Annotated in this window: 12 protein-coding genes; 8 read left to right on the top strand and 4 right to left on the bottom strand. The window is 62.4% G+C overall.

Annotation, left to right across the window (positions count from 1 at the left end):
- Both B0W55_RS30975 and B0W55_RS19595 read right to left on the bottom strand, forming a co-directional pair.
- On the bottom strand, window positions 1–278 hold a 278-nt coding region (locus tag B0W55_RS30975; protein WP_218189766.1), incomplete at its 3' end, for a hypothetical protein.
- A 56-nt stretch (window positions 279–334) separates the two neighbouring features.
- Window positions 335–1,456, bottom strand: a complete 1,122-nt coding sequence (locus B0W55_RS19595; RefSeq protein WP_077047567.1) for a P1 family peptidase — start codon at window positions 1,454–1,456, stop codon at window positions 335–337.
- A 288-nt stretch (window positions 1,457–1,744) separates the two neighbouring features.
- On the opposite strand from B0W55_RS19595, the gene B0W55_RS19585 reads away from it, so the two are divergent.
- Window positions 1,745–2,518, top strand: coding sequence for a helix-turn-helix transcriptional regulator (locus B0W55_RS19585; protein WP_077047565.1), 774 nt, complete (start codon window positions 1,745–1,747; stop codon window positions 2,516–2,518).
- A gap of 139 nt (window positions 2,519–2,657) precedes the next feature.
- Here B0W55_RS19585 and B0W55_RS19580 read toward each other — a convergent pair whose 3' ends face one another.
- Window positions 2,658–3,593 (bottom strand): class I SAM-dependent methyltransferase, encoded by a 936-nt coding sequence (locus B0W55_RS19580; protein ID WP_077047569.1) that lies wholly within the window; start codon window positions 3,591–3,593, stop codon window positions 2,658–2,660.
- Between the two features lie 281 nt (window positions 3,594–3,874).
- On the opposite strand from B0W55_RS19580, the gene B0W55_RS19575 reads away from it, so the two are divergent.
- From B0W55_RS19575 to B0W55_RS19545, 7 genes are all read left to right on the top strand, one after another.
- On the top strand, window positions 3,875–4,492 hold the full coding sequence (locus B0W55_RS19575) for a cytochrome b/b6 domain-containing protein (protein ID WP_077047564.1): 618 nt from the start codon (window positions 3,875–3,877) through the stop codon (window positions 4,490–4,492).
- On the top strand, window positions 4,489–5,268 hold the full coding sequence (locus B0W55_RS19570; RefSeq protein WP_077047563.1) for a molybdopterin-dependent oxidoreductase: 780 nt from the start codon (window positions 4,489–4,491) through the stop codon (window positions 5,266–5,268). Before B0W55_RS19575 ends, B0W55_RS19570 begins: the two co-directional genes overlap by 4 nt.
- Before the next feature lie 53 nt (window positions 5,269–5,321).
- Window positions 5,322–5,591, top strand: coding sequence for a pentapeptide MXKDX repeat protein (locus tag B0W55_RS19565; protein ID WP_077047562.1), 270 nt, complete (start codon window positions 5,322–5,324; stop codon window positions 5,589–5,591).
- Between the two features lie 374 nt (window positions 5,592–5,965).
- Window positions 5,966–6,478, top strand: coding sequence for a formaldehyde-activating enzyme (gene fae, locus B0W55_RS19560; protein WP_077047561.1), 513 nt, complete (start codon window positions 5,966–5,968; stop codon window positions 6,476–6,478).
- 10 nt (window positions 6,479–6,488) lie between these two features.
- Complete coding sequence (locus B0W55_RS19555) at window positions 6,489–7,523, top strand: aldo/keto reductase (protein WP_077047560.1); 1,035 nt, start codon at window positions 6,489–6,491, stop codon at window positions 7,521–7,523.
- Window positions 7,520–8,953 carry an NAD-dependent succinate-semialdehyde dehydrogenase gene (locus B0W55_RS19550; protein ID WP_077047559.1) on the top strand — a complete coding sequence of 478 codons (1,434 nt, stop codon included), beginning with the start codon at window positions 7,520–7,522 and terminating at the stop codon, window positions 8,951–8,953. The genes B0W55_RS19555 and B0W55_RS19550 overlap by 4 nt, the downstream gene beginning before the upstream one ends.
- Before the next feature lie 170 nt (window positions 8,954–9,123).
- The gene (locus B0W55_RS19545) at window positions 9,124–10,488 is read left to right on the top strand and encodes an MFS transporter (RefSeq protein ID WP_077047558.1); all 1,365 of its coding nucleotides are present in this window, start codon (window positions 9,124–9,126) and stop codon (window positions 10,486–10,488) included.
- Between the two features lie 124 nt (window positions 10,489–10,612).
- Here B0W55_RS19545 and B0W55_RS19540 read toward each other — a convergent pair whose 3' ends face one another.
- The gene (locus B0W55_RS19540) at window positions 10,613–11,488 is read right to left on the bottom strand and encodes a LysR substrate-binding domain-containing protein (protein ID WP_077047557.1); all 876 of its coding nucleotides are present in this window, start codon (window positions 11,486–11,488) and stop codon (window positions 10,613–10,615) included.
- Window positions 11,489–11,767 lie beyond the last annotated feature (279 nt).

The following is an 11,767-nucleotide window of genomic DNA, read 5'->3' as shown; positions in this document are numbered from 1 at the left end:
CAAATGTTGACTGACCCACCGCATTCGCGAGCAAGCCCGCTCCCACCATTATCCGTGCCCGGCCAAGGTTCAGGATGCGCCTGCAGATGCACAAAGCCCGGCGACAATGCCGGGCTTTTTGTATGCGGGTTAAAAAAGAGCCTCAACGCTCTTTGATGGGGAGAAGTGGAGCCCTGAGGCTCAAGATGCGCGTGAAGCAGGCGGTGAGCTTGATAGGGGTTCAATGCACTCACCACCTGCGCAACGGCCTGGACAAGCAGGCGACTGCGCATCTTCATCGTAGGAACAAGGGGGGCGGGCCTCAAGTACCGCTAGTCTAATCCCCCCACAATTGTCAGCTTCTGCCACCGGGCCAGCCGGCCTGACCCAGGGCCTTGAGCAGTGCTTGGGCATCCAGCCCCGTCACGCCATGCCCATTACCTTCGGTCGTTTCGGCGGCGAGCAGGGCGTTGATGATCGCTTCTTCCACGGCTTCGGTGGCCGCCAGGAACAATTCGCTGATGTGATCGTTATTGACCATGCTCAGGTGGTCGGTGGTCGGCGCGCGTTTGCGCTCATAGGCCGCGGCCGGGACCTGGGCATTGCCGGTGGCGAAGGCAATGAAAATATCGCCGCTGTGGTCTTCGTTACCCCCTCCGGTGCGGGCCAGGCCAAGGCTGGCCCGTTGCGCTAGGCGCGTGCACTGGTGCGGCAGCAAGGGCGCATCGGTGGCCAGGCAGACCACGATCGAACCCATGCCCGGATGGGGCAGGGCGGCCTTGAGAAACGGTGAGTCGACCTGCTCCATGTAGCGCCCCACCGGGTAGCCATCGACGCGCAACTCGTTGCGAATGCCGTGGTTGGCCTGGACGATGGCGCCGACCGTCCAGCCGCCCTGGGCACTGCTGAGCCTGCGCGAGGCCGTGCCGATGCCGCCCTTGAATTCGTGGCAGATCATACCGCTGCCGCCGCCGACATTGCCTTCGGCCACCGGCCCGTCCACCGCCGAATTGACGGCCTGGGCCACGTGCTCGAGCTTCACATGGAAACCGTTGATGTCGTTGAGCAAGCCATCGAAAGTCTCCAGTACCACCGGCATGTTCCAGTACAGCCGCCCGTCGTCCGGTTGCTGCTCGCGGTCCAGCACGATCAAGGCATCGCGCACCACACCCAGGCTGTGGGTGTTGGTGAAGGCCACCGGGCTGGTCAACAGGCCGGCCTCGCGAATCCACTCCAGCCCCGTGGCATCACCGTTGCCGTTGAGCACATGCACACCGGCGAAGCACGGCTGCTCGCTGGCGGAACCGGCACGGGGTTCGATCACGGTCACGCCGGTCAGGATATCGCGGCCCTGCGCGGTGCGGCCCCGCACATTGCTATGGCCCACACGCACCCCGGGCACGTCGGTGATGGCATTGAGCGGGCCGGGTTGCAGTTGGCCGAATTGGATGTTCAGGTCGCGGGCACGTGGTTTCATTGTTGTTCTCATCGTCAGTTCGTCACACAGAAATCGTTGGTTAAACACCGTCCCCTGTGGGAGCGGGCTTGCTCGCGAATGCGCTTTGACTGTCGGCATAGGTGTTGCCTGACGCACCGCTTTCGCGAGCAAGCCCGCTCCCACAAGGGGAGGCGTCATCCCCGGATTGAAATACCCGCAATGACCCCGCATGATGCGGCGCGGCCACCGGTATTCAGGTGCCTGCAGCGTATCGATCGGGGTGGTCATAACCCATTCCCGTCATGGGTTACTCGAAAGGGGTAGGGCGTGGACGCGTTGTTGAAAGAGTTGCCGATACACCAGGGGTTGGCGCGGATGTTCGGCAGGGTGGGTGAGGACGGTTTCTGGCGCGCGCTGGTCGATACCCTGCGCCTGCTGGTGCCGCTGGACAACGCCCTGGTGGCGGTGCTGGAGCCTGGTCGCGTGCCGCGCCTGCTGATCGACTTCGATTCCAAGGGCAGCGGTGACGAACAGGATGAACTGGCCGATTACAGCGCCGGCATGTACCTGCTCGATCCGTTCTACCTGGCCGTGTGCAGCGGCATCGCCGACGGCCTGCACAGCCTCCAATCCCTGGCGTCCGACCAGTTCCAGCAGAGCGAGTACTACCTCAGCTACTTCCGCAAGGTGGTCGGCGCTGACGAGTTGCAGTTCATGGTCAACCTCGACGGCGCGGTGGTCGGTCTGTCCCTGGGGCGCTCGACGCACTTCAGCCTCCAAGAGCAGGGCCGGCTGCTGTGCGTGCGCGACTGGGTACTGGCCGCCATGCGCCGGCATGTGCAATTGCTGCCCCCGCAAGGTCCGACCCCGGAACCGGCGGTGGGCGACCTGGCGACCCTGCTCGACCGCTTCGACGCACGCCTGACTGCCCGGGAAATCGAGACCGCGCGGCTGATTTTGCAAGGCTTTTCCAGCAAGGCGATTGCCCAGCAAATGGGCATTTCACCGGAGACGGTGAAGGTGCATCGGCGCAATCTCTATCACAAGCTCAATGTGAACGGGCATGGGGAGTTGTTTGCGTTGGTGCTGCAGCCGCGATGAGTCGGTGTGTCTGAAGTTGATTGATCGGCTGTGATGGCCCCTTCGCGAGCAGGCCCGTTCCCACCGTTGACCGCGTTCCATCAGGATGAATGCGATCAACGGTGGGAGCGGGCTTGCTCGCGAAGGCCGCACCTCGGTCTCACTGCCTGAACACCAACGCCTTCAACCCACACTCCGGATCGGCATCGGGAAACTCCGGCGGGTTATCCAGTCGCTGCTCGAACCGCAGGCTCGGCGCCTCACGGGTGACACCGTCGATCAGGAAATCGGCGCCGAATGCCGGGTCATTCATGCACGCCAGCACCGTGCCCTGTGGGCTGAGCAGTTCCGGCAGGCGGCGCAGGACGCGCTGGTAGTCCTTGGTCAGCAGGAAACTGCCTTTCTGAAACGATGGCGGGTCGATGATCACCAGGTCATACGGGCCCTTGCCGATCACCTTGCCCCAGGACTTGAACAGGTCGTGGCCCAGGAACGTGACCTTGCCCAGGTCATGGTCGTTCAGGCGATGGTTGTCGCGACCACGGCTCAGCGCCGGGCTGGACATGTCCAGGTTGACCACATGAGCCGCGCCACCTTCGATGGCCGCCACCGAGAAACCGCAGGTGTAGGCGAACAGGTTCAGCACCCGTTTGCCCTCGGCATTGGCCCGCACCCAGTCACGGCCGTAACGCATGTCGAGGAACAGTCCGGTGTTCTGCTTGCGGCCCAGGTCCACGCGATAATTCAGGCCACCCTCGGTGATGGTCATTTCCTCGATGACGTCCCCCAGCAGCCATTCGGTGGTGCTTTGCAGCAGATAGCGATGTTGCAGCAACAGCGTATGGGCGCCGGATTGTGCCCACTGGGTTGACCCCGTGAGCGTTATCAGCAACTGCTTCAAGTCCTCCAGTTGCGAAGCTTGCGGCTCCTTGAACAGCGCCACCAGCACCACGCCCTGCAACCAGTCCACGGTCACTTGCTCCAGCCCCGGCCAGCAACGGCCGCGGCCGTGGAACAGGCGCCGGGTTTCGGCCGGGGGCGTTGCCAGGGCCGTGAGCAAGTGGTCGTGAAGGGTCGAGAGGGCTTGAGTGTTCATCGAGTCGGGGTCGGCAATTTGCGGGGGCGGCATTTAACCATAGTTGTGACTTCGACGGACCAGCACAAAACCCTGTAGGAGCGAGCTCGCTCGCGATGGTCGTCAACGATGACGCTGGATACCTGACGCCCCGCGGCGCGCTCCAGCTCATCGCGAGCGAGCTCGCTCCTACAGAAGACGGGCGGCTGAGTTATCACGATTAATTTAACTTTACGTGAGGATTTGGCGACCTTGCCGCTCCCATACTCGGCCCCAACGAACAACAACTCAGGAGCCCGGTCATGTCGCAGTCAACGGCTTTACCCAAGGCCAGCCACCCCCGCTGGCTGCGGCTCACCCACTGGCTCAATGCCCTGGCGGTGCTGGTGATGGTGACCAGCGGCTGGCGGATCTACAACGCTTCACCTCTCTACGAATTCAGTTTTCCCACATCGATCACCCTCGGCGGCTGGCTCGGCGGGGCCTTGCAGTGGCACTTCGCAGCGATGTGGTTCCTGGCGATCAACGGCGTGGTCTATCTCGCCTTCAACCTCTTCAGCGGTCGGCTCAAACGCCGCTTCTTCCCGGTCTCGCCCAAAGGCGTGCTGCATGACCTGTGGGCCGCCTTGCGCGGCAGGCTGGGTCACGCCGACCTCACCCATTACAACCAGGTGCAGCGCTTCGCCTACTTGTTCGTGATGCTCGACATCACGCTGCTGGTGGTCTCCGGGCTGGTGTTGTGGAAGTCGGTGCAGTTCCCGCTGTTGCGCCAATTGCTAGGTGGCTACGACACGGCGCGGCATGTGCACTTCATCGCAATGGCGCTGCTGGTCGGGTTTGTGGCAGTGCACCTGTTGATGGTGGCGCTGGTCCCTAAAACACTGCTGGCCATGATCGTCGGTCGCAAGGAGCACGCATGAAAAAGCGCATCGAAGGCTTGGATGAATCGTCAATCCTCACCGACGCCCGCAAAATCCTCGCCCCGCAAATCGAAGATCGCTCGCGCCGTTCATTCTTGCTGCGCGGCCTGACCCTCGGTGGCGTGGCCATGTTGTCCGGGTGCAACCTGACCGACGATGAAAGCGTCGAAACCGCACTGTCATCCATGTCGCGCTTCAACGATCGGGTACAGGGCTGGCTGTTCAATCCCAATGCCATGGCGCCGACCTATCCCGAGTCGATGATCACCCGGCCATTTCCGTTCAATGCCTTCTACGGTATCGACGAAGCGCCCACGGTGGCCGAGGACAGTTATCGCCTGGAAGTCACCGGCCTGGTCGCGGACAAACGCAGCTGGCGCCTGGAGGAATTGCGCGCCATGGCCCAGACCGAGCAGATCACCCGGCACATCTGCGTCGAAGGCTGGAGCGCCATCGGCCGCTGGGGCGGGGTGCGCTTCAGTGACTTCCTCAAGCGCGTCGGCGCCGACACCGATGCCAAATACGTTGGCTTCAAATGCGCTGATGACTACTACACCAGCATCGACATGGCCACCGCGCTGCATGCGCAGACCCTGTTGGCGCTGACCTGGGACGGCGCTGTACTGCCGCGCGAATACGGCTTCCCAATGAAGCTGCGCATGCCCACCAAGCTTGGCTACAAGAACCCCAAACACATCCAGGCGATTTTCGTCAGCAATACCTTCAGCGGCGGCTACTGGGAAGACCAGGGCTACAACTGGTTCGGTGGCAGCTGACGCGACGCCTTGCAACATCACCCACAGCAACCTGTGCTTCAAGGAGATTCATCATGAAAAAGTTGACCACCGTTGCGCTGTCCCTGTGCCTGGCCGTTGGCGCCGCCAGTGTTTTTGCGGCTGACACCATGAGTAACGACAGCATGAGCAAGGACTCGATGTCCAAGGACGCCATGTCCAAGGACAGCATGAAAAAAGACACGATGATGAAAAAGGATTCGATGTCCAAGGACGCGATGAAGCATGACGGCATGTCCAAGGACGCCATGAAAAAAGACAACATGTCCAAAGACGCGATGAAGAAAGACAACATGTCCCAATGACTCGAACATCCCGCGATCCCCTGTAGGAGCCGAGCTTGCTCGCGATGGCGCCGTATCAGTCGACCTTTTATTGACTGACACACCGCCATCCCGAGCAGGCTCGGCGCCTACCGTTTTTCAGGCTATGACCTGAAGTCATACCCCCATGATTTTTTATGGTTACAGCCCCGCCAACCGCCAGTGTTAAAAAATCGCAAACCAGCTCATCAACAACAAAAAAGAGCGTTTGCAACCATGATCATTCATCACTGCCGCGTCCTCGCCAGCGTCCTGCTGCGCTCTTCGAACCCCGACACCTGCCATCGCGTGCCCCGTGCATGCGTGTGCTGCTGACACCCAAAAATCCCTCTGCGTCCTGACAAGAGTAACGACTGATGAAAGAACTCGACCTGTACATCGGTGAAGGTTTCGAAGGCCCCGGCGTGAACGCCGCGCACATCAACATCCTGATCGGCCCGCGCAACGGCCCGGCCGGCCAGGCGTTCGCCAACAGCCTGGCATCGCCAAGCCAGGGCCATTGTCCGTTCATGGTGATCGCCCAGCCGAATATCCCGGTCAAGCCAATGACCCTTTACGTCAACAAAGCAGAAATCAGCAGCGACCTGCACGGCAACGCCACCTGGGGTGCGTCCCAGGCCGGTATCGCCAAGGCTGTGCTCGAAGCCCTGCTCGACGGCACCTTGCCGCCGGAAGCCGAAGACGAGTGGGCCATCGTCACCGCCAACTGGGTCAACCCGGCCTGTGATGACCTGGATGCGGTGTACCTGAACAACTACAACGCCTGCCGCACCGCGATCCGCGCCGCCCTGACCGGCCAGCCGGAAACCGCACAGCTCAAGGATGTGGTCAACCACATCAGCAACCCTTTCTACACGCCAAAAGCCTGAGGTCCGCGCCATGCAATACATCCGTTTGGGCAACTCCGGCCTGCAAGTCTCCCGCCTGTGCCTGGGCACCATGAACATGGGCACCCCGGACTGGAAACCGTGGATCTTCGATGAGAAGAAAAGCGAGCCGATCGTCAGGCACGCGCTGGACAACGGCGTGAATTTCATCGACCTGGCGGACTTCTATTCCGCAGGCGTCGGTGAAGAAGTGGTAGGGCGCATCGTCAAGCGCCTGGCCCGTCGCGAAGACCTGGTGATCACCACCAAGGTCGGTTACGGCACCCGCGCCGGGATCAACGCCAGCGGCCATTCGCGCAAGCACATCATGGACAGCATCGATGCCTCGCTCAAACGCCTGGACATGGATTACGTCGACGTCTTCATGCTGCATTACTTCGACGTCAACACCCCGGTCGAAGAGACCATGAGCGCCATGAACGACATCGTGCGTTCCGGCAAGGCCCGCTACATCGGCGTGTCGACCATGCTCACCGGGCAACTGGCGAAAATCCTCATGGCTTGCGAGCGCAATGGATGGGTCAAGCCGATCAACATGCAGCTGCAACTGAACTGCGCCTACCGCGAAGAAGAACGCGAAATGATCCCGTTCTGCCGCGACCAGGGCCTGGGGGTCTCGGTGTTCAGCCCGTTGGCCCGTGGCCTGCTGACCGGCGACGTGCAGTCGACCCGCAACCAGACCGACTTCTTCACCCAGCAGATGTACAGCGACGAAGCCTCGTTCGAAATCGCCCGTTCGGTGCAGCGCGTGGCCCGTGCCCGTGGCGTGTCCAACGCGCAGATCGCCCAGGCCTGGGTGGCCAATCACCCGGGGGTGGATTGCATGCTGGTCGGTGCCGACACCACCGAGCAATTCGACAGCGCCCTGGCGGCCCTTGAGACCCAGCTCGATGCCGAGGAATTGCACGAACTGGAGCGCAACTACACCCCGTGCGACGTGATCAACGATTACACCGCCGGCAAGCGAATCCTGCGTTCGGCCCGTCCGGGCCTGGAGCGCTTCACCCTGACCGAGGCCGTGGCATGAGCGCGTTGATCCGTCACGGCAATTTCATCGATGGGCAGTGGTCCAGCGGCGGTGCCACCTACCCGGTACTGAACCCGGCCACCGGCGAGTTGATCGCCGATGTGCAAAAGGCCGGCGCCGAAGAAACCCACCTGGCCATCGACGCCGCCCACCGCGCCTTGCCGGCCTGGCGCAAGCTGACCGCCAAGGAGCGCAGCCAGCGCCTCAAGCGCTGGGGCGAGTTGATGCTGAGCAACCAGAAGGACCTGGCCACCTTGCTCAGTCGCGAACAGGGCAAGCCACTGGCCGAGGCCATGGGCGAAGTGGTGTACGCCGCCAGTTTCCTGGAGTGGTTCGCCGAAGAAGCCAAGCGCGCCTACGGCGATGTGATCCCCAGCCACAAGGCCGACGCCCGCATCGTGGTGGTCAAGGAAGCCATCGGTGTGGTTGCGGCGATTACCCCGTGGAACTTCCCGCTGGCCATGGTCACCCGCAAGGTCGGCCCGGCCCTGGCGGCAGGGTGCACGATGATCCTCAAACCGTCGGAAGAAACGCCGTTGTCGGCCTTTGCCCTGGCGGTACTGGCCGAACAGGCTGGCATTCCGGCGGGCGTGTTCAACGTCGTCTCCGGTGATGCGGTGGCGATTGGCGGTGCGCTGCAGGCCTCCGGCATCGTGCGCAAGCTGTCGTTCACCGGCTCCACCCGCACCGGCAAATTGCTGATGCGTCAGGCGGCGGACACCTTGAAAAAGGTCTCGCTGGAACTGGGTGGCAACGCGCCGTTCATTGTGTTCGACGATGCCGACATCGACGCCGCCGTCAAAGGCGCCATGGCCTCGAAATTCCGCAACACCGGGCAGACCTGCGTGTGCGTGAACCGCTTCTTCATCCAGGACGGCGTCTACGAGGCCTTCACCGGCAAGCTCGCCGAAGCCGTGGCGGCGATGCGCGTGGGTAATGCGCTGGAAGGCGACACGGAGCAAGGTCCGTTGATCAACGCCGCGGCGTTGGCCAAGGTCGAGCTGCATGTCGGTGATGCCTTGGAGAAAGGCGCCAAGTTGCTCTGCGGCGGTCGTCGTCATGCCCTGGGCGGCACCTTCTTCGAGCCGACGATTCTCACCGAAGCGACCGCTGACATGCTGATCGCCCAGGACGAAACCTTCGGCCCGGTGGCCGCGTGCTTCCGCTTCAAGGACGAGGCCGAGGTGCTGCAACGGGCCAACGACACCCCCTACGGTTTGTCGGCCTACTTCTACAGCCGCGACATCGGCCGCGTGTGGCGCATGGCCGAGGGCCTGGAGGCGGGCATGGTCGGCATCAACGAAGGCCTCATCTCCACCGAGGTTGCGCCGTTCGGCGGCATCAAGGAATCGGGCCTGGGCCGCGAAGGCTCGAAGTACGGCCTGGATGACTACCTGGAGCTCAAGTACCTGCTGATGGGAGGCCTCTGACTCCCCCCATAGAGCCCTCAATGTGGGAGCGGGCTTGCTCGCGAAAGCGGTGTGTCAGTCAACATCAAAGTTGAATGTTGAATCGCCTTCGCGAGCAAGCCCGCTCCCACAGTTGGAAGCATGCGCTATCGGTTTCATTTCTCCGTCAATAACAACAATGGGAGACTTACATGTCCGTACAACCGGTAAAAATCGACGACCTGCCCATCGGGCGCTTTCACCTCAAGATCGCCGGCCTGACCTTCGGCGCGCATTTCACCGACGGCTACATCCTCGGCCTGATCGGTATCGCCTTCACCCTGCTGAGCCCACAGATGCAGCTCGATGCCTTCTGGCAGGGGCTGATCGGCGCTTCGGCATTGATCGGGCTGTTCCTGGGCAGTCTGTTTTTTGGCTGGATCTCCGACAAGGTCGGCCGGCAGAAAATCTTCCTGGTCAGCTTCGTGCTGATCACCCTCGCATCGGTCATGCAATTCTACGTCGAATCGGCCATGGCCTTGTTCCTGTGCCGGGTGCTGATCGGCATCGGCCTGGGCGGTGACTTCAGTGTCGGCCACGCCATGCTCGCCGAGTTCGCACCGCGCAAACATCGCGGTGTGTTGCTCGGTTCGTTCAGCGTGATCTGGACCTTCGGCTACGTCGCCGCCACCTTCGTCGGCACCGCCATGCTCAGCCTGGGCGACGATGCCTGGCGCTGGATGCTGGCCTCGTCGGCGATCCCGGCGGCGTTGATCCTGATTGCCCGTATCGGCACGCCCGAGTCGCCGCGCTGGCTGGTCAACCAGGGTCGCATCGCCGAGGCGCGCGCCATCGTCAAGAAGCACCTGGGCGCGCACGTCGAGCTCGACGAAACCCGCTCCACCGAAACCCGTTCCGGCTATTCGGTACTGTTCAGCCGCGAATACCGCAAGCGCACCGCGTTCAACTGCCTGTTCTTCGTCTGCATCGTCATGCCGTACTTCGCCATCTACACCTTCCTGCCGTCGATCCTGCAGAAGATGGGCCTGGCCGAAGGCTTCGGCACCGAACTGATGCTGAACATGCTGTTGATTCTCGGCGCGCTGATCGGCATCTGGTGCACCATCAAGTTCACCCGTCGCGGCTTCCTGATCAACTCGTTCATCATTCTTGCCGTGGCCCTGTTTCTGTTGGCAGTACTGCCAGGCAGCGCGGCGTGGCTGATGGTGCTGGTGTTCGGCCTGTTCACCCTGGTGTTGTCGGCGGTGAGTAACCTGGTGGGCGTGTTCCCGGCCGAGAGCTTCCCCACCGAAGTACGTGCCAGCGGCATCGGCCTGGCGACGGCGGTGAGCCGCTTGGGCTCGGCGATCAGCACCTTCCTGTTGCCCGTGAGCGTGGCCGGGATCGGCCTGAGCCCGACCATGGGCATCCTCGCGGCGATCCTGGCGATTGGCGCCTTGCTGTCCTGGGCCTGGGCACCGGAGACCAAGTCCCTGACGTTGAGCCAGGCCTGCAAGGCGCAGAGTCCGGTGGAGGGGAGTGTGGCTATCGCGGTAAAGGCCGCGACCCCGATCTGAAAATTGCCACAGCGCCCAATGTGGGAGCGGGCTTGCTCGCGAACGCGCAGTGTCAGTCGCCATTGATGTTGACGGATACACCGCCTTCGCGAGCAAGCCCGCTCCCACAGGGGATGTTGGTGGTTCAGGGATTGCTGACCAGTCCCAACCAGTCGGTAAACAGCTTGACCTTCGACAGCCCCCACTTGTCGTTCGCGACATCCAGCCAATAGCCGTAGGGCCCGATCACCTCAACGGGGGTGATCGGCAACAGGCTGCCGTTGGCCAGTTCCTTCTCGATCATCTGCCGGTCGATCACCGCCAGGCCGCCGCCCGCGAGTGCGGTGTGAATCACTTGGTCCAGGGTGCTGAATTCCAGGCCCTGGCCGGCATCGACATCCTCCCGGCCCATGGCCGACAGCCAGTTTTCCCAGACCTTCAGGCGCTTGCCGTTGTGCAGGATGTGCAGCAACGGCAACTGCTGCAGATCGGGCGGCTGACCGTTGACGAACAACTCCGGGCTGGCCACGGCGATGTGCCGTTCCATCACCAGCAACTGGCTGTGGCAATGAGTCGCCGCTTCCAGGCCGAAGCGGATGTGGCAGTCGCTGTCGGCGAGGTTGTCGTGGCTGGCCTGGTTGGTCACGCTCAGGCTGATGTCCGGGTAGCGCTGGCAGAACGCGCGCAGGTGCGCCGACAGCCAGCGCGTGGCCCAGGTCGGCGGTGCGACGATGCGCAGGCGTTGGCGCAGGTTGGGTACGCGCACGGCTTGCAGGGCCCGTTCGATGTGGTCGAAGGCGTCGCTCAGGTGCGGGGAAAGGGCGGTGCCGGCTTCGGTCAGCGACAGGCCCTGGGGCGTGCGAATGAACAGCGCCACGCCGAGGTAATCTTCCAGCTGCTTGATCTGCCGGCTGACCGCGCCCTGGGTGACGTTCAGCCCGAGGGCGGCCTGACTGAAACTGCGATGCCGCGCGACCTCTTCGAAGACGCGCAGCATGTTGAGCGAGGGCAGTTGACGCATGGCGGGCTCATTTATTGTTTTTGGGGTATTGGGGCCTATCTGACTATTGGCAATGGGCTGATGCAAGTGTTGTTTGGGCGGGCGCTTTCGCGAGCAAGCCCGCTCCCACATTGGACCTGTGGCGTTCACAAATCCCTTGTGGGAGCGGGCTTGCTCGCGAAGACGCCCTCACGGGCGCCAAAAACTCTGGCTCAGAAGTAATACCCATGTTCATGTACAACTGATTGTCCCAATGATCTCCCACATTGGACCTGTGGCGTTCACAAATCCATTGTGGGA

The organism is Pseudomonas sp. KK4 (assembly GCF_001984065.1).
Taxonomy (GTDB): domain Bacteria; phylum Pseudomonadota; class Gammaproteobacteria; order Pseudomonadales; family Pseudomonadaceae; genus Aquipseudomonas.
This window is presented reverse-complemented; position numbering and strand designations above follow the sequence as displayed.

Excerpts from the sequence above, each read along its gene's own strand:
- B0W55_RS19595 (WP_077047567.1), bottom strand. The coding sequence starts at position 1,456 with ATGAAACCACGTGCCCGCGACCTGAACATCCAATTCGGCCAACTGCAA.
- B0W55_RS19580 (WP_077047569.1), bottom strand. The coding sequence starts at position 3,593 with ATGAACACTCAAGCCCTCTCGACCCTTCACGACCACTTGCTCACGGCC.
- B0W55_RS19575 (WP_077047564.1), top strand. The coding sequence starts at position 3,875 with ATGTCGCAGTCAACGGCTTTACCCAAGGCCAGCCACCCCCGCTGGCTG.
- B0W55_RS19570 (WP_077047563.1), top strand. The coding sequence starts at position 4,489 with ATGAAAAAGCGCATCGAAGGCTTGGATGAATCGTCAATCCTCACCGAC.
- B0W55_RS19565 (WP_077047562.1), top strand. The coding sequence starts at position 5,322 with ATGAAAAAGTTGACCACCGTTGCGCTGTCCCTGTGCCTGGCCGTTGGC.
- fae (WP_077047561.1), top strand. The coding sequence starts at position 5,966 with ATGAAAGAACTCGACCTGTACATCGGTGAAGGTTTCGAAGGCCCCGGC.
- B0W55_RS19555 (WP_077047560.1), top strand. The coding sequence starts at position 6,489 with ATGCAATACATCCGTTTGGGCAACTCCGGCCTGCAAGTCTCCCGCCTG.
- B0W55_RS19550 (WP_077047559.1), top strand. The coding sequence starts at position 7,520 with ATGAGCGCGTTGATCCGTCACGGCAATTTCATCGATGGGCAGTGGTCC.
- B0W55_RS19545 (WP_077047558.1), top strand. The coding sequence starts at position 9,124 with ATGTCCGTACAACCGGTAAAAATCGACGACCTGCCCATCGGGCGCTTT.
- B0W55_RS19540 (WP_077047557.1), bottom strand. The coding sequence starts at position 11,488 with ATGCGTCAACTGCCCTCGCTCAACATGCTGCGCGTCTTCGAAGAGGTC.